Origin of the sequence: Streptomyces fulvoviolaceus (assembly GCF_000718165.1) — a bacterium.
GTDB lineage: Bacteria > Actinomycetota > Actinomycetes > Streptomycetales > Streptomycetaceae > Streptomyces > Streptomyces fulvoviolaceus.
This window is the reverse complement of sequence record NZ_JOEY01000081.1, coordinates 1-15,648: the sequence shown is the minus strand read 5'-3', so window position 1 is coordinate 15,648 and position 15,648 is coordinate 1. Positions and strand designations below refer to the sequence as shown.

Here is a 15,648-nt window from a genome sequence, read left to right as displayed (position 1 = left end):
CGCACCGCTGTCCGCCGATGGTCTACGGCGCCGCAACCAAAGGATGACATCCGGCGTCGATCACTATGGAGATCGTCCACGTCCGCCGACCGAAGGAGAGCGCGATCTTAGCCCGCCGTACGCTTCTCGCAGCCACCACCGCCTCCCTCATGACCAGTACGCCCGCACACGCCTCTCCCTCGGGCGCAACCACCGGTCTGCGCAAGCTGGAGGCCCGACACGGCGCCCGGCTGGGCGTGTTCGCGCACAACCTCGCGACGGAGCGGTTCGTCAGCCATCGCGCCGACGAGCTCTTCCCCATGTGCTCCGTGTTCAAGACCCTGGCCGCCGCGGCCGTCCTGCGCGATCTGGACCGGCACGGCGAGTTCCTGGCCCGCCGCATCCACTACACGGAGGCCGACCTGCCGGAGGGCTCCGACAAGACGAGGGAGCACCTGGCCGACGGCATGACCGTCGCCGAACTCGCCGACGTCGCCATCACCTACAGCGACAACGGCGCGGCCAACCTCCTCCTGCGCGAGCTCGGCGGCCCCACCGCGATCACCCGATTCTGCCGCTCCCTCGGCGACCCGGTGACCCGCCTCGACCGCTGGGAGACCGCACTCAACTCGGCCGAACCGTGGCGGATCACGGACACGACGAGCCCGCGCGCGATCGGCCGTACGTACGGCCGACTCGTCCTCGGTGACGCGCTCGGCCGCCGCGACCGCGGGCTGCTCACCCACTGGCTGCTGAACAACACGACCAGCTCCACCCGCTTCCGCGCCGGCCTGCCGAAGGCCTGGACGGTCGCCGACAAGACGGGAGGTGGTTCCTACGGCACCAACAACAACGTGGGCATCGCCTGGACCGAGGACGGCGCCCCGATCGTGCTCGCCGTGCTGACGACCAAGCCCGACCAGGACGCGGCACGCGACGACGAGCTGGTCGCCGACACGGCCGCGCTGATCGCCAAGACCCTCACCCTCAGCTGACCGGCAACGGGAAGTACTGCCTCGGCGTGACCCCCACCAGCCGGTGGAAGGCCGCCGTGAAGGAGCTGGCCGTGGCGTAGCCGACGCGGTGGGCCACGGCCTCGATCGGGAGGCCGGCGGCGAGGTGGGGCATCGCGGCCTGCATGCGCAGCCGTTCGCGCCACTGGCCGAAGGCGAGACCCGTCTCGGCGACGAAGAGACGGGCCAACGTGCGGGCGCTCGCGCCGACTTCGGCGCCCCAGGCCGCGAGGGTGCGGGCGTCGGCCGGGTCGGCCCGCAGCGCCTCCGACACCTTGCGTGCGCGCGGATCACGGGGCAGGGGCGCGGAGACGCTGGTGACCGGCACCGGATGCAGCTCGTCGAGGAGAACGGCCTCGGCGCGTGAACGGGCGTCCCGCGCAAGGTCGTTGCGGATGAGATGGTCGATGAGCGCCCGCAGCAGCGGCGTCACCGCGACGACGGTCGGCTCGCTCCAGTCGATGTGCGGGCAGTACGCCGGATCGACGTACGGGCTGCGCATGACGGCACCGCCCGCCGACTCCGTCGTATGCGGAAGTCCCGCCGGAATCCACAGGGCCAGCCCCGGCGGCAGCAGCCACGCGCCCTGCTCGCTGCTCACCCGCAGCAACCCCTGGGCGGACCAGGCGAGTTGGTGTTTGTCGTGCCAGTGCGTGCCGAAGTAGCTGCCGCGCGGCATGCTGAAGTGGCCGACGAAGATGCCCGATCCGGCGGTGTCGTAGGGACGGTACTGTCCGTTTCCCGACATGGGACGGCACACTAGCGCGTGGTGGACAGCCGTACGTCCCGCCTAGCGTCGACGGCATGCCGATGAACCGAGCACACCGCAGGATCTGCAGCTCCGAGGACTGGGCGCAGAAGACGAAGGACTTCCTCCTCCCCTGGGCCCTGGAGGACGTGGACCTCGGCAGGGACGTACTGGAGATCGGCCCCGGCTACGGCGCCAACCTCCGCGTCCTCGTCGACCTGGTCCCGCGTCTGACGGCCGCCGAGATCGACGCCGACACGGTCCGGCTGCTCCAGGAACGGTGGGGCGAGCGCGCCCACATCGTCCTCGCCGACGGCGCGGACCTGCCGCTGCCCTCCGCGTCGTACGACTCCGTCGTCTGCTTCACGATGCTCCACCACGTGCCCACGGCCGCCCACCAGGACCGCATCTTCGCCGAGGCGTTCCGTGTCCTGCGCCCCGGCGGCACCTTCGCCGGCAGCGACAGCCAGCCGAGCCTCCGCTTCCGTCTCCTCCACCTCCGGGACACGATGAACACGCTCGACCCGGCGACCCTGCCGGCCCGCCTGAAGGAGGCCGGCTTCACGGACGTGGCGGTCGACCTGCACCCGGAGAGCGGGGGCCTGCGGTTCCGGGGCCGGCGACCCTGAAGCCCTTCAGGCGGTCCTGAAGCCCTTCACATATCTCCGCTGCCACGGCGTCTCCACCGCCCGCCGGTCGTAGTGCTCGCGCACATACGCGACGGCCTCCTCCGGCGGTACGCCGTCCAGCACCGCGAGACACGCGAGCGCCGTCCCCGTACGGCCGCGGCCGCCACCGCAGGCGATCTCCACCCGCTCGGCCGCGGCCCGCTCCCACGCCTCGGCGAGCGCCGCACGTGCGTCCGCGCGGTCCGCCGGCAGCCGGAAGTCGGGCCAGCGGACCCAGCGGGACTCCCAGGGGACCGCGGGCGGCCGCCCGCCGAGGAGATGGACGCCGTACGACGGTGTCGGCGCCCCCGGTTCGAGGGGGCGCCGCAGTCCGCGCCCCCGTACCAGCCGCCCGGAGGGCAGCCGGAGTACGCCGCTGCCCTGTTCGTCCCACCGTTCCCCGTTCACCATGGGCCCATTCGAAACCCGTGTCAGGTCCCGGGCAACCGAATCCGCGCAAGTGGTGGTCTGGAGGGCGAGGGAGGGTGCTTGATGCAGGCCGAACAAGAGGACCGGTTCCAGGAATTCGTCAGAGCGCGCTGGTCGCACCTCGTGCGGACCGCGTATCTGCTCACCGGCGACGCACATCACGCCGAGGACCTGACGCAGACGGCGCTGGCGAAGGCGTACCGCTCCTGGCGGCGCGTGTCACGCAGCGACAGTCCGGAGGCGTACGTCCGGCGGATGCTCGTGACGTGCAACAGCGACCGGTTCCGCAAGCGGCGCGTCACGGAGTCGCTGACCGCGGCGCCGCCCGAGACGGCGGGGCGCGACGAGGCCGTCTCCCGGGTCGACGAGCGCGGTGTGCTGCTCGGCGCGCTGGCCCAACTGCCGCCCAAACAACGGGCGGTGGTGGTCATGCGCTATTGGGAGGACCTGTCGGAGGCGGAGGTCGCCGAGGTGCTCGGCTGCTCGCCCGGCACGGTCAAGAGCCAGGCGTCGAAGGGGCTGGCGAAGTTGCGTACGTATCCGGGGCTCGCGCAGGTCATGGACCGCGCCCCGCAGGGAGGCACCAAGTGAGCGAGCAGGAGCGCCAAGAGGCAGGCGACGAGCGGGACTTCGAGGATCAGGTGCGTGAGCTGCTCGCCGAGGACGCGTACACGATCCGGCCGTCGCCGGTGCCGTATCCGGCGATCCGGCGCCGGGGCATGGTCGAGCGGCGGAGGCGGGTGGCGGTGGCCGGGGCGGTGCTGGTGACGTTGACGGCGGTGCCGGTGGGGGCGTACGCGATGACGGGTGGGGGGTCGGCGACGCAGCGCCCTCAGACGTTGACGAGCACGACACAGTCCGTGTCTCCGACGCCGACGGTGTCCGCGTCGCCGAGCCGGGCCGTGGGGCCGGCCACTCCGGGGCAGTTGGTCGACGGGGTCACGCTGGAGCAGGCCAGGGACGGAGTGGAGGACTGCCTCGCCTTCGAGCAGGGGGCGCAGGCCGCCCGGCCCAAGGACATGCGGTCCGACCTGGGCGACCCCGCCGACTACCGGATCCTGCTCGCGCTGAAGAGCACCGGGGACTCCAACGCTCCCGGCGACGGTTTCGCCGTCGTGGCGGTGCGGGAGAAATCGACTCCGGTCCGGCTCATCTGCACGGTGAAGGACGGCGAGGTGTCCGGGGTCAACACCAGTGTCGGCGAGGACACGGATCCCGATGCGGGGCTCGTGCGGCCGGACATCAACGCGCTCAAGCTGTACTCGCAGTCCGTCATCGACAAGGGCAACTGGAAGCTGCCCTTCCGCTGGGGCAGCGTCGGCACGGTCGATCCGTCCGTGACCAAGGTGACCGCCACGTACGGGGACGGGACCGGTGAAGTGGTCCTGGACCATGGCTGGTTCGTCGCCACGGGCGTCCTGAACCAGCAGGTCACCGAGGCGCCGCACATCAAGGGGTACGACGCGGGCGGCGAGCTGGTCTACGACTCCGACACGGACAAGTCGTACATGGCGACGCTGCCGTAGGCCTGTCGGCGACCGATCGGGCCGGGGCGCCGTACAGGGGTCGGCGCCCCGGCCGGTCGCGCGGCTACCCTTTCGTACGCCTTCGTACGACAGTGTCGCCCCAGGGAGCCGCCATGACCTTCCCCGCCCCGCTGACCGGTGTCGTCCCGCCCGTCTGCACTCCCCTGACACCGGAACGCGAGGTGGACGTCCCCTCGTTGCTCAGGCTCGTCGACCATCTCGTGGAGGGCGGGGTGCACGGGCTGTTCGTGCTCGGGACGACCTCCGAGGCGGCGTATCTGACGGATCGGCAGCGCCGGCTGGTGGTGGAGACGGTGACCGGGCACGTGGGCGGTCAACTCCCGGTCCTCGCCGGGGTGATCGACATGACGACACCGCGCGTGCTCGACCACGTGGCTTCGGTCACGGCGGCGGGGGCGGACGCGGTCGTCGTGATCTCGCCCTTCTACACCCGCACCCATCCTGCGGAGATCACCCGTCACTACCGTCTGGTCGCCGCGGCCAGTCCGGTCCCGGTCCTCGCCTACGACCTCCCTGCGGCCGTTCACACCAAGCTGCCCGGGGACGTGGTGCTCGCCCTCGCCGCGGAGGGTGTGCTGGCCGGACTCAAGGACTCCAGCGGGGACTTGGGGGCCTTTCGCGAGGTCGTGCGCGGTGCCCGCGCTCACCCCGGCTTCACCGTGCTCACCGGCTCCGAACTCATCGTCGACGCGGCCCTCGCGGTGGGGGCGGACGGGGCGGTGCCGGGTCTCGCCAACGTCGATCCTTCGGGGTACGTCCGGCTCGACCGCCTCTGCCGGGCCGGCGACGTGGACTCTGCGCGGGCCGAACAGGAGCGGTTGTGCGGGCTGTTCGGGATGGTGGGGGTCGGGGATCCGGGTCGGATGGGGGCGAGTTCGTCGGCGTTGGGGGCGTTCAAGGCGGCGCTGTATCTGCGGGGGGTCATCGACTGTCCGGTGACGGCGGAGCCGCAGATGCCGTTGTCGGAGGGCGAGGTGGAGCGGGTGGTCGCCCCCGCCGCCCCTACCCGTCCCGTCCCTGGGGGCTGCCGCCCCCAGACCCCCGCTGTCGGCCTGAACGGCCTCGTCCTCAAACGCCGGACGGGCTAAAAGATCAAGCCCCGGCCGGGAAAATCCAGCCCGGCCGTCAAATTCAGCCCCTCCGGCGTTTGAGGAGCGGGGGGCCGGGGGCGGAGCCCCCGGGATGGGACGGGTAGGGGCGGCGGGGGCGGAAAAGGCCCGGCAAACCGTCACGCGCCCCCCGGCGTCACCACTCCCGACTCATACGCCACGATCACCAGCTGCGCCCGATCCCGCGCCCCCAGCTTTCCCATGATCCGGCTGACGTGCGTCTTCGCCGTCAGCGGACTCAGTCCCAACGCCTCGCCGATCTCGGTGTTGTTGAGACCCCGCCCCACCAGCGTCAACACCTCGCGCTCGCGCTCCGACAGGCACTCGGGCCCGCCGCCCGTGGAGACCGACACAGCCCCACCCCTCAGAAATCGTGCGATCAGCCGAGCCGTCGGCCCCGGGGACAGCAGCGCCTCCCCCGCCGCCACCGTGCGGATCGCGTCCAGCAGCTCCGCCGGCCTCGTGTCCTTCACCAGGAACCCCGACGCCCCGGCACGCAGGGCCTCCACGATGTTCTCGTCGGTGTCGTAGGTCGTGAGGACCAGCACCTTCACCCCGGCCAGATCCTCGTCCGCGGCGATCAGCCGTGTCGCCTCGATGCCGTCCAGGTCGGGCATCCGGATGTCCATCACGACGAGATCCGCACGCGAGGCAGCGGCCAGCTCCACGGCCTCCCGACCCGTACCGGCCTCCCCCACGACCTCCATGTCCCCCGCCGACTCGACGAGCATCGCGAACGCGGCCCGTACCAGAGTCTGGTCGTCCGCGAGCAGTACGCGGATGGTCATCCGGCCCCCTCCAGAGCAGTTCTCAACGGCAGTACGGCCGTCACCTCGAAGCCACCCCCCACGCGCGGCCCGGCGTCGAGTGTGCCACCCACGCTGCGCGCCCTCTCCCGCATGCCGACCAGCCCGAAACCGGGGGTGCCCACGCCGGGCTGCGGCCCCGTGCCGTCATCCGTCACCGACAGACGCAGGGCGCCCTGCTCCTCGTACAACGAGACGCACACGGCGGGTGAAGGCCCCGCGTGCCGCACCGCGTTGGTCAGCGCCTCCTGGACGATGCGGTAGGCGGCGGCGCCGACGGCGGGCGGTGCCTGCCGTATCCGTACCGTCTGCTCCACCTTCGCGCCCGCCAGCCGCGCCGCCTCCAGCAGGTCGGTGACCCCGTCGAGGCCGGGCAGCGGGCCGCGGGCGTCGCCCTGCTCGGAGGCCCGCAGCACCTCCAGGGTCGTACGGAGTTCGCCCCGCGCCGTACGGCACGTCTCCGCGATGTCGTCCAGCGACTTGGCCACCGTCTCGCGGTCGAGGCGTTCGGGGTCCGCCGACAGCACATGCGCGGCCACCGACGTCTGCACGCCGATCAGCGTGATGGTGTGGGCCAGCAGGTCGTGCAGGTCGCGGGCGATGCGCAGGCGCTCCTCCGCGACCCGTCGCCGCGCCTCCTCCTCGCGGGTGCGTTCGGCGCGTACGGCGCGTTCGACGATGGAGGTGACGTAGCTGCGGTAGTAGCGGACGTCGATGCCGAAGAAGAGGACGGCGATCACCCAGCCGGAGATGCGGAGCAGTTCGACGGCCTGATGGGCGTTGACCGTGAGCATCACGCTCACCGAGATTCCGACGACGGCGCAGCCGACCAGGATCGTGCGCAGGGGGCGGCTGGTGACGGCGACCGTGTAGAGCGCGACGTACGCGGCGGGGGTGGGCGCGGTGTGGTTGTTGTCCAGGGCGTGGTACGGCACGATCAGCGCCACCAGCGCGGCGAGGACCAGCAGCGGGCGGCGTCGGCGCCACACCAGCGGCACGTGCGCGGCGAGCAGCAGCGTCCAGCCGAGCGCGTCCGGGCGGCGGGCCTCGTCGGTGAACAGCCCCATGCATACGGCCGCCACGGCGAGCGTGAGCGCCAGCAGCGCGTCGTTGCGGGTGCCGTGCGGGACGGTCCGCGGGTCGCGGTTGATCACCACCATGATCCGCTCGCCCAGCCCGGGCCTCGCCGGTGTCGTGGTTGCCGTGGTTGCCTGCACGCGCTCATCCTCCGCTAGGAGGGCGCCCCTCCGGGAGGGGAGGGGCGCCGGTCGTTCAGTGGGCGGATACGGCCGTCACCGGCTCCGGTTCCTTCGGCGGGAGCGGCCGCTCGGGCTCGCGCGAGAGACTGCCCGGCCACCACACCTTCCGTTTCAGCAGCACGCTCGCCGTCGTCACCAGGTACGTCCGGACGAGGAAGGTGTCCAGGAGCACCCCGACCGCGATCACGAACCCGAGCTCGACCATCCCCACCAGCGGCAGCGTGGTGAGCACGGCGAAGGTGGCCGCGAGGACGACGCCCGCGGAGGCGATGACGCCGCCCGTGGTGCGCAGCGCGGTGAGCGCCGCCGTCTCGGGTGCCGCCCCGGCCAGGGACTCCTCGCGCATCCGGTGCATCAGGAAGATGCCGTAGTCGACGCCGAGGGCGACCAGGAACACGAAGGACAGCAGGCCGAGCCCGGGGTCGGTGCCCTCGAAGCCGAGCACCGGTCCGAAGACCAGTCCCCCGATGCCGAGTGCCGCGCCCCACACCGCGACCACGGCCACAAGGAGCATCAGCGGTGCGATGAGGCTCCGCAGCAGGAACACGAGGATGACGAACACGGCGGCGAGCACCAGCGGCACGATGACCATACGGTCCCGGGCCTGGCTGTCGGCCAGGTCGATCTGCTGGGCGCTGGGCCCGCCGACGTAGGCGCCGTAGGAGTCGTCGAGGCTCTCGCGCAGGGCCTCGATGGTCCTCGTCTCGCCCGGTGTCTCGGGGGCGGCGGTGGTGAAGACGGAGATCTCCGTCCAGTCGGCGTCGCTGCGCCCGGCGGCCGCCTCGGCGACCCCGTCGGTCGTGCGGGCCTTGTCCAGGACGGCACCGGCCTTGTCGGTGGGGGCGATGACGGTGACCGACTGGCTGCTGCGCTCGGGGTACTCGCGGGCCAGCGTCTGCATCGCGCTGATCGACTCGGGCTTCTCGGTGAAGGAGTCCTCCTGGGCGAGGCCTCCGGGCAGGTTGAGGGCGCCGAGTGCGAGGGCACCGAGGAGTACGGCCCCGCCCGCGAGCACGGCGGCCGGCCTGCGGGTGGCCGAGGTGCCCATCGCGGCGAACAGCGAGCGGCGGACCTTGGGCACGCTGCCGAAGGCGGGGATCAGCGGCCAGAAGACCCGGCGTCCGAGCAGCACCAGGACCGCGGGCAGCAGGGTCGTCATCGCGACCAGCGCCGCGAGCACGCCGATCATGCCGACCGGCCCCATGCCGCTGCTGCTGTTCAGGTCGGCGGCGAGCAGGCACAGCAGCCCGGCCGCGACGGCCCCGGAGGAGGCGAGGATCGCCGGTCCGCAGCCGCGCAGGGCGGTGCGCATGGCGTCGTACGGCCGCTCGTGGCGCCGTAGCTCCTCGCGGTAGCGGGAGATGAGCAGGAGCGCGTAGTCGGTGCCGGCGCCGAGTACGAGGATGGTCATCACCCCGCCGCTCTGGCCGGTGATGGTGACGTCGAAGAGCTCGTGCAGCCCGTAGCCGGCCGCCATCGCCATGGCGGCGGCGACGCCCGCGACCGCGAGGGGCACCAGCCACAGGAACGGGCTGCGGTAGATGAGGATCAGCAGCACGGTGACGACGGCGAGCGTGGCCAGCAGCAGGGTGCCGTCGATCGTCTCGAACACCTTGTTCATGTCGGTGTTGAGCGCACCCGGCCCGCCGACCTCGACGCTCAGCCCCGCGCCGCCGTCGGCGATGTCGCGCACCCCGTCGACGAAGGTGTTCCGGGCCTCCTCGTCCTGGCCCGGCTGGGTGCTGGACACCGGGTACATGAGCGTGGTGCCGTCCGCGGACGGGACGCCCTTCGACTCGCCCCCGAGGTCGTACGCCCCACCGATCTCGGCGACCTGCTCCGCGGCCGTGCGCTCGTCGGCCGAGGTGAGCCCGCCGTCCCGGTGGTACACCAGCACCAGGCTGGTCGCCTCTCCCCCGGGCAACTGGTCCTGGATCTTCGCCACTTGGGTGGAGTCGGCACTGGCGGGCAGGTAGTCGACGGCGCGGTTCTGCTGCACGTCGCTGAACTTCCCCGCGAGCGGTCCCACGAGCACGAGCGCGGCCAGCCACAGCCCGAGCACCGCCCAGGGCACGGCACGTCGCCGCCGTACAGATGTCTTCGCGGCCCCCATGAGACGGGCCTCCCTCCGGTCGGGGTGTCTGGGTCGTTCTCCAGACTCCCGGCAGGGAGGAGGCGAATCGTCGGGCGGGAGGGCGAGTTGGGGGGTACTGCGCGGGGTGGCACGAGGGCCGGACTACTCCCCGGGGAGTAATCGAGCGAAGGTCAGGACGGTGTCCGCGCCGCCACCAGCAGCCGGGTCACGTCGTCCGCGCAGATGGTGAGCGCGGCGCCCACCGTCGCGAGGACCTCATGCTCGGCGGGGGTGTACGGGCCGTCGGCGAGGGCGATGCGGGCTCCCTGGAGCAGGATCGCCTCGCGGCCGGCGGGGGCGAGGTGCGGGGCCAGGGGGTCCAGCGCCTCGTGGAGCTCTATGGCCAGGCCCGCTCCGCAGGGGCGGCCGTAGACACGGCCGGTGTCCGCGGCGAGGGCCTCGACCAGGGCGCCCAGCTGTTCCTCGGTGCAGTCGTCGAAGCCGGCCGCGCGGACCGTGCCCGCGGCGGCCTCCAGGGACGTACGGGCGCAGGTGCCGCTCGCGGCGAGGACCGCGAGGGCGACGGTGTGGACGGCGTCGCGGAGCATCGCGGAGAAGCGGGTGGTGGTCGGGTGGTCGAGGACGTCGGCGCCGAAGTGGCGCTGACAGGCGGCGCACTCGACGACCGGGCCGGTGTCGCCGCGCGGGAGCACCGGCATGCCGAGCACGGTGAAGCGGCGGCGGCCGGTCAGGCGCTCGTAGTTGCGGTCGCCCCCGCAGCCGGGGCAGAAGAACTCGCCGTCGCCGACGGTCGTCCACGCGGTACGGGTGCCCAGGAGGCGCGCAGGCCTGGTGGCACGGCCGTTTCGTCCCCGTCCTGGCAGCACGTCGCACCTCCGCGTAACGCCGCGGCAACATCGCCGCGCTGGCGTGATGTTAGCCACACCAAGGAGGCGGAGTCATCACCCCGGACGAGACCTTTCCGTGACCTGCACAGGTCAATGGCCGGAAACCGACGGCCCCCGCTCGCTGAGTCCCAGCGAGCGGGGGCCTCAAAACGCCGGGCACAGCAACGCCCTGAAGGGGCGCGGGGAACTGCGCGACCAGCCACGACGGCCCCGCAGTCACCACCGACCCGTCGCGGCACTACCCCGCGGAGCGACCCGCCCGGTTGACGGCGGAGACAACCGCCTTCAGCGACGCCCGAGTCGTGTTCGCATCGATCCCGATCCCCCACAGCACCTTGCCGTCAATCGCACATTCGATATAGGACGCGGCCTGCGCAGACGCCCCCTCGCTCATCGTGTGCTCCTGATAGTCCAGGAGACGGGCGTCGATCCCGACGGACTGCAGCGCATCGAAGAAGGCCGAGATCGGACCGTTGCCCGTACCGGTCAGGACGGTGTCGACGCCGTCGACCGTGGCCTCCACCTTCAGCGTGTCCACGCCGTCCGTGTCGGTGGTCGACTGGCCGTTCTTGACCTGAATACGGCCCCACGGGTTCTCGGGGTTCGGCAGGTACTCGTCCTGGAAGGTCGCCCAGATGTCGGAGCCGGTGACCTCGCCACCCTCGGCGTCCGTCTTCGCCTGGATGAGCTTGGAGAACTCGATCTGCATCCGGCGGGGCAGGTCCAGCTTGTGGTCGTTCTTCAGGACGTACGCGATACCGCCCTTGCCGGACTGCGAGTTGACCCGGATGACCGCCTCGTAGGAACGGCCGACGTCCTTCGGGTCGATCGGCAGGTAGGGGACGGCCCACTCGATGTCGTCGACCGTCACGCCCTTGGCGGCCGCGTCGGCCTCCATCGCGTCGAAGCCCTTCTTGATGGCGTCCTGGTGGGAGCCGGAGAAGGACGTGTAGACCAGGTCGCCCACGTACGGGTGGCGCGGGTGGACCTCCATCTGGTTGCAGTACTCCCACGTACGACGGATCTCGTCGATGTCGGAGAAGTCGATCTGCGGGTCGACGCCCTGGGAGAAGAGGTTCATGCCCAGGGTCACCAGGTCGACGTTGCCGGTGCGCTCGCCCTGTCCGAACAGACAGCCCTCGACGCGGTCGGCGCCGGCCATCAGCGCCAGCTCGGCGGCGGCGACGGCCGTACCGCGGTCGTTGTGCGGGTGGACGGAGATGACGACGTGCTCGCGGCGGGAGATGTTACGGCTCATCCACTCGAAGCGGTCCGCGTGCGTCGACGGGGTCGAACGCTCCACCGTGGCGGGCAGGTTGAGGATGATCTCGCGGCCCGGGCCGGGCTGGTAGACGTCCATCACCGCCTCGCAGACCTCCAGGGCGAAGTCCAGCTCGGTGTCGGTGAAGATCTCGGGGCTGTACTGGTAGCCGAACTCGGTCTCGGGGCCCAGCAGCTTCTCCGCGTACTCCATGACGAGGCGCGTGCCGTCCACGGCGATCTGCTTGATGTCGTCCTTGGAACCGCGGAAGACCACGCGGCGGAAGACGGGGGCCGTGGCGTTGTAGAGGTGGACCGTGGCGCGCTTGGCGCCCTTCAGGGACTCCACCGTGCGCTCGATCAGGTCCTCGCGGGCCTGGGTCAGTACGGAGATGGTGACGTCGTCGGGGATGGCCCCCGGCTCCTCGACGATCGACCGTACGAAGTCGAAGTCCGTCTGTCCCGACGCCGGGAAGCCGACCTCGATCTCCTTGTAGCCCATCTTGACCAGCTGGTCGAACATCCGGCGCTTGCGCTCGGGCGACATCGGGTCGATCAGGGCCTGGTTGCCGTCGCGCAGGTCGGTCGAGAGCCAGCGGGGGGCGACGGTGATCCGGTTGTTCGGCCAGGTGCGGTCCGGGATGTCGACCTGCTCGTACTGGCCGTACTTGTGGATCGGCATGGCACTGGGCTGCTGACGGTTGTGGCTGGTCGCCATGATGCGGGGGCTCCTCAGGATGTCCGGAAGGACGGCCGACGACGCAACGCCAAGCTCCGCGGGGAGGGAGTCGACCTGGACTACAGGCCCTCGCCGCGGCAGCTAAGAAGAAGCAGCCCGAAACGCATGATGCTCCGCATGTTAGCCGAGCCGCTTCCCGTGCGGGGCGCCGTATCAGTATGCGGGACCCGGGGGACGAATGGGGCGAAAAGTGCGCCATACCACTTCGTCACGGAGCGTGCGGTTCCCTGTCCGTATATTTCACCAATCATGGTTGCGGCTAGTGACACCGTCATAACTCAGTGCAAGGGTGCCGGGCATGACGACCAACGGGGGCTTCGAGCCCGTCTTCTGCACCGTCGTACCGCCACACGTCCTCGACAAACTGGCCCGGAACGACGACCCCGCACTCTCCGGTCCCGCCCAGCGGACCCTGATGCGCGACAGCGAGCTGCGCGGCAGGCGCCGCGTCACCACCGAGTTCGGCCTCGCGGCCGCGCCGACGGCGAAGGCACCGTCCGAGCAGCCGCTGCGCACCATCTACGACGCCGAGCACAAGACGGACCTGCCCGGCACCAAGGTCCGCGCCGAGGGCACCGACCCCGGCCAGGACGCCACGGTCAACCGTGCCTACTCGGGTCTCGGCGCCACCTTCGAGCTCTATCTCAAGGCCTACCAGCGCCACTCCATCGACGGCGACGGGCTGCCGCTGGACGCGACCGTGCACTTCGACGAGAACTACAACAACGCCTTCTGGAACGGCGAGCAGATGGTGTTCGGCGACGGTGACGGCGAGATCTTCCTCGACTTCACCATCCCGATCGACGTCATCGGCCACGAGCTGACCCACGGCGTCACCCAGCACACGGCGAACCTCACCTACTACGGCCAGCCGGGCGCCCTCAACGAGTCGATGTCCGACGTCTTCGGCTCGCTCATCAAGCAGTACACACTCGGCCAGACCGCCGCCGAGGCCGACTGGCTCATCGGCGCCGGCCTGCTCGCCCCGAGCGTCTCCGGCAAGGCCCTGCGCTCCATGAAGGAGCCCGGCAGCGCGTACGACGACGACGTCCTCGGCAAGGACCCGCAGCCCGCGACCATGGACGACTACGTCCGCACCGGCCGCGACAACGGCGGCGTCCACATCAACTCCGGCATCCCCAACCACGCGTTCTTCCTGGCCGCCACCGCGCTGGGCGGCTACGCCTGGGAGAAGGCGGGACAGATCTGGTACGACGTCCTCACCGGCGGCGAACTCTCCGACCGGGCCTTCTTCACCGACTTCGCCAAGCTGACGGCCGCCGCGGCCAAGGCCCGCTTCGGCGAGGGCGGCGAGGAACTCCAGGCCGTGGAGAAGGCCTGGGAGCAGGTCGGGGTGCAGATCCTGTAAGTCCGTACTAGACAGGGACCCATGCGTATTCAGGTGAGGCGCACGGGCGGGTTCGCGGGCATCGAGCGGCATGCGGAGGTGGACACCTCGGGGCGGCCCGATGCCCACGAATGGCAGGCCCTGGCCGAGAAGGCGCTCGCCGCCGGCCGGGGTGTGCGGCCGATCGGGGTGCCGGACGGCTTCAGCTACGAGATCACGGTGGACGGGAAGACGGTGTACGCGGCCGACCCCCGGCTCACGGAGGAACAGCGGAAGCTGATCTCGCGGGTGCTGAAGGAAGGGGCGTAACGGGCAGTTCACGTGGGGGCGTTGACTTCCGTTACCCCCGGTACGGATGATCCCGCGCATGGCGACGAACCCGATACCTCAGTTCCCGGCCGGCTTCCTCTGGGGCGTCTCGACCTCCGCCCATCAGATCGAGGGGGCGGTGGACTCGCGCGAGCCGTCCGTGTGGGACGCCTTCACGGCCGAGCCGGGACGGGTGAAGGACGGCTCGACGGCTGCGGTGGCCTGCGACCACTACCACCGCTACCCCGAGGACGTGGCGCTCCTGGCCGGCCTGGGCGTGGACGCGTACCGCTTCTCGATCTCCTGGCCGCGGGTGCGCTTCGAGGGCGGCCTGGACTTCTACGACCGTCTCGTCGACGAGCTGTGCGCGGCGGGCGTCCGCCCGGTCCCGACCCTCTTCCACTGGGACCTGCCGGTCACGCTGGACTGGCTGGAGCGGGACACGGCGTCGCGTTTCGCGGAGTACGTGTCGGTCGTCGTCGAGCGCCTGGGCGACCGCGTGAAGAAGTGGATCACCATCAACGAGCCCGCCGAACACACCCTGTTCGGGCACGCGTTGGGCGCGCACGCCCCGGGCAAGCAGCTGATGTTCGACGCGCTGCCGGCCGCCCACCATCAGTTGCTGGCCCACGGTCTGGGGGTGCAGGCCCTGCGTGCGGCCGGTGCCACGGACATCGGGATCGCCAACTCGCACGGACCGACGTGGCCGGCGTCCATGGAAGCGGCGGATCTGGAAGCCGCCGGTTTCTACGACCTGCTCCTGAACCGCCTGTTCGCCGACCCGGTCCTGCTGGGCGAATACCCGGACGGCCTCGGCGAGTTGATGCCGGGGGACGTCTCGGCCGACCTGAAGATCATCGGTGAACCGCTCGACTTCTACGGCGTCAACTACTACGCGCCGACCCGGGTGGGCGCCCCGCAGGGCGCGGACATCGAGTTCGGAGGGCTGACGATCCCGGCCGAACTCCCCTTCTCCGTACGGGAGATAGAGAACGTCCCGGTGACGGACTTCGGCTGGCCGGTGGTCCCGGAGGGCCTGACCGACCTGCTCCTCGTCCTCCAGGAGCGGTACGGCGAATGCCTCCCGCCCGTCGTCATCACCGAGAACGGCTGCTCCTACGAGGGCATCGACGACCAGGACCGGATCACCTACCTGGACGGCCACGTCCGGGCCCTGCACCGGGCGGTGGAGGCGGGCGTGGACGTGCGCGGCTACTTCGTGTGGTCGCTCCTCGACAACTTCGAGTGGGCGGAGGGGTACGCGCGCCGGTTCGGGCTCGTGCACGTGGACTTCGCGACGCAGGAGAGGACGCCCAAGGCGTCGTACGGCTGGTATCAGGAGCTGCTCCGGGCCCAGGGGTGATGCCTGCGGCGCAGCTGCGGGTTCGGTGGGGGTGCGCGTAGCGCCTACGGGTGGGTGGTGGGTCGGGGACGGGGCGGGGGGTGTCCGTC

At 71.1% G+C, this 15,648-nt stretch carries 15 protein-coding genes; 8 read left to right on the top strand and 7 right to left on the bottom strand.

Going from position 1 to position 15,648, the window contains the following annotated elements; all coding sequences use genetic code 11:
* Positions 1-65: 65 nt before the first annotated feature.
* The gene (gene bla / locus IG08_RS0148985) at positions 66-974 is read left to right on the top strand and encodes a class A beta-lactamase (RefSeq protein ID WP_052425245.1); all 909 of its coding nucleotides are present in this window, start codon (positions 66-68) and stop codon (positions 972-974) included.
* Here bla and IG08_RS0148980 read toward each other — a convergent pair.
* Entirely contained in the window at positions 967-1,740 is a 774-nt protein-coding gene (locus IG08_RS0148980; protein ID WP_030619959.1) for an AraC family transcriptional regulator, read from the bottom strand. The genes bla and IG08_RS0148980 overlap by 8 nt on opposite strands.
* Before the next feature lie 56 nt (positions 1,741-1,796).
* Between IG08_RS0148980 and IG08_RS0148975 the strand changes: the two genes are divergently transcribed.
* Positions 1,797-2,369: a class I SAM-dependent methyltransferase gene (locus tag IG08_RS0148975; RefSeq protein ID WP_030619956.1), complete on the top strand. Its 573-nt coding sequence runs from the start codon at positions 1,797-1,799 to the stop codon at positions 2,367-2,369.
* A gap of 6 nt (positions 2,370-2,375) precedes the next feature.
* Here IG08_RS0148975 and IG08_RS0148970 read toward each other — a convergent pair whose 3' ends face one another.
* Positions 2,376-2,819, bottom strand: coding sequence for a phosphatase domain-containing protein (locus IG08_RS0148970; RefSeq protein ID WP_030619954.1), 444 nt, complete (start codon positions 2,817-2,819; stop codon positions 2,376-2,378).
* A gap of 81 nt (positions 2,820-2,900) precedes the next feature.
* On the opposite strand from IG08_RS0148970, the gene IG08_RS0148965 reads away from it, so the two are divergent.
* The 3 genes from IG08_RS0148965 (at position 2,901) to IG08_RS0148955 (ending at position 5,472) form a co-directional block, all read left to right on the top strand.
* Positions 2,901-3,428 carry a SigE family RNA polymerase sigma factor gene (locus tag IG08_RS0148965; RefSeq protein WP_030619951.1) on the top strand — a complete coding sequence of 176 codons (528 nt, stop codon included), beginning with the start codon at positions 2,901-2,903 and terminating at the stop codon, positions 3,426-3,428.
* The gene (locus IG08_RS0148960; protein ID WP_030619948.1) at positions 3,425-4,363 is read left to right on the top strand and encodes a hypothetical protein; all 939 of its coding nucleotides are present in this window, start codon (positions 3,425-3,427) and stop codon (positions 4,361-4,363) included. Before IG08_RS0148965 ends, IG08_RS0148960 begins: the two co-directional genes overlap by 4 nt.
* 113 nt (positions 4,364-4,476) lie before the next feature.
* A complete protein-coding gene (locus IG08_RS0148955; RefSeq protein WP_078656051.1) occupies positions 4,477-5,472 on the top strand; it encodes a dihydrodipicolinate synthase family protein in 996 nt (331 codons plus the stop codon).
* Positions 5,473-5,612: 140 nt separating this feature from the next.
* Here the strand turns inward: IG08_RS0148955 and IG08_RS0148950 are convergent, their stop codons facing one another.
* The 5 genes from IG08_RS0148950 to leuA all read right to left on the bottom strand — a co-directional run bounded on the left by IG08_RS0148950 (position 5,613) and on the right by leuA (position 12,518).
* Positions 5,613-6,281, bottom strand: a complete 669-nt coding sequence (locus tag IG08_RS0148950; RefSeq protein WP_030619942.1) for a response regulator transcription factor — start codon at positions 6,279-6,281, stop codon at positions 5,613-5,615.
* Complete coding sequence (locus IG08_RS0148945) at positions 6,278-7,516, bottom strand: sensor histidine kinase (RefSeq protein ID WP_030619940.1); 1,239 nt, start codon at positions 7,514-7,516, stop codon at positions 6,278-6,280. The genes IG08_RS0148950 and IG08_RS0148945 overlap by 4 nt, the downstream gene beginning before the upstream one ends.
* Before the next feature lie 55 nt (positions 7,517-7,571).
* The gene (locus tag IG08_RS0148940) at positions 7,572-9,671 is read right to left on the bottom strand and encodes an MMPL family transporter (RefSeq protein ID WP_030619938.1); all 2,100 of its coding nucleotides are present in this window, start codon (positions 9,669-9,671) and stop codon (positions 7,572-7,574) included.
* A 152-nt stretch (positions 9,672-9,823) separates the two neighbouring features.
* Positions 9,824-10,519 carry a tellurite resistance TerB family protein gene (locus IG08_RS0148935; protein ID WP_030619935.1) on the bottom strand — a complete coding sequence of 232 codons (696 nt, stop codon included), beginning with the start codon at positions 10,517-10,519 and terminating at the stop codon, positions 9,824-9,826.
* 259 nt (positions 10,520-10,778) lie between these two features.
* Positions 10,779-12,518: a 2-isopropylmalate synthase gene (leuA, locus tag IG08_RS0148930; RefSeq protein WP_030619933.1), complete on the bottom strand. Its 1,740-nt coding sequence runs from the start codon at positions 12,516-12,518 to the stop codon at positions 10,779-10,781.
* Positions 12,519-12,837: 319 nt separating this feature from the next.
* Here leuA and IG08_RS0148925 point away from each other — a divergent pair, with 319 nt between their 5' ends.
* The 3 genes from IG08_RS0148925 to IG08_RS0148915 are packed head-to-tail and all read left to right on the top strand — an operon-like array spanning position 12,838 to position 15,559.
* Complete coding sequence (locus tag IG08_RS0148925) at positions 12,838-13,908, top strand: M4 family metallopeptidase (protein ID WP_030619931.1); 1,071 nt, start codon at positions 12,838-12,840, stop codon at positions 13,906-13,908.
* 21 nt (positions 13,909-13,929) lie between these two features.
* Entirely contained in the window at positions 13,930-14,196 is a 267-nt protein-coding gene (locus tag IG08_RS0148920) for a protealysin inhibitor emfourin (protein ID WP_030619928.1), read from the top strand.
* Between the two features lie 46 nt (positions 14,197-14,242).
* A complete protein-coding gene (locus tag IG08_RS0148915; protein ID WP_199821108.1) occupies positions 14,243-15,559 on the top strand; it encodes a GH1 family beta-glucosidase in 1,317 nt (438 codons plus the stop codon).
* Positions 15,560-15,648 lie beyond the last annotated feature (89 nt).

Bases quoted from the DNA above. Each gene is read 5' to 3' on its own strand.
- IG08_RS0148975 (WP_030619956.1), top strand. From the start codon at position 1,797: ATGCCGATGAACCGAGCACACCGCAGGATCTGCAGCTCCGAGGACTGG.
- leuA (WP_030619933.1), bottom strand. From the start codon at position 12,518: ATGGCGACCAGCCACAACCGTCAGCAGCCCAGTGCCATGCCGATCCAC.
- IG08_RS0148970 (WP_030619954.1), bottom strand. From the start codon at position 2,819: ATGGTGAACGGGGAACGGTGGGACGAACAGGGCAGCGGCGTACTCCGG.
- IG08_RS0148955 (WP_078656051.1), top strand. From the start codon at position 4,477: ATGACCTTCCCCGCCCCGCTGACCGGTGTCGTCCCGCCCGTCTGCACT.
- IG08_RS0148920 (WP_030619928.1), top strand. From the start codon at position 13,930: ATGCGTATTCAGGTGAGGCGCACGGGCGGGTTCGCGGGCATCGAGCGG.
- IG08_RS0148915 (WP_199821108.1), top strand. From the start codon at position 14,243: ATGATCCCGCGCATGGCGACGAACCCGATACCTCAGTTCCCGGCCGGC.
- IG08_RS0148950 (WP_030619942.1), bottom strand. From the start codon at position 6,281: ATGACCATCCGCGTACTGCTCGCGGACGACCAGACTCTGGTACGGGCC.
- IG08_RS0148925 (WP_030619931.1), top strand. From the start codon at position 12,838: ATGACGACCAACGGGGGCTTCGAGCCCGTCTTCTGCACCGTCGTACCG.
- IG08_RS0148940 (WP_030619938.1), bottom strand. From the start codon at position 9,671: ATGGGGGCCGCGAAGACATCTGTACGGCGGCGACGTGCCGTGCCCTGG.
- IG08_RS0148965 (WP_030619951.1), top strand. From the start codon at position 2,901: ATGCAGGCCGAACAAGAGGACCGGTTCCAGGAATTCGTCAGAGCGCGC.
- IG08_RS0148980 (WP_030619959.1), bottom strand. From the start codon at position 1,740: ATGTCGGGAAACGGACAGTACCGTCCCTACGACACCGCCGGATCGGGC.
- bla (WP_052425245.1), top strand. From the start codon at position 66: ATGGAGATCGTCCACGTCCGCCGACCGAAGGAGAGCGCGATCTTAGCC.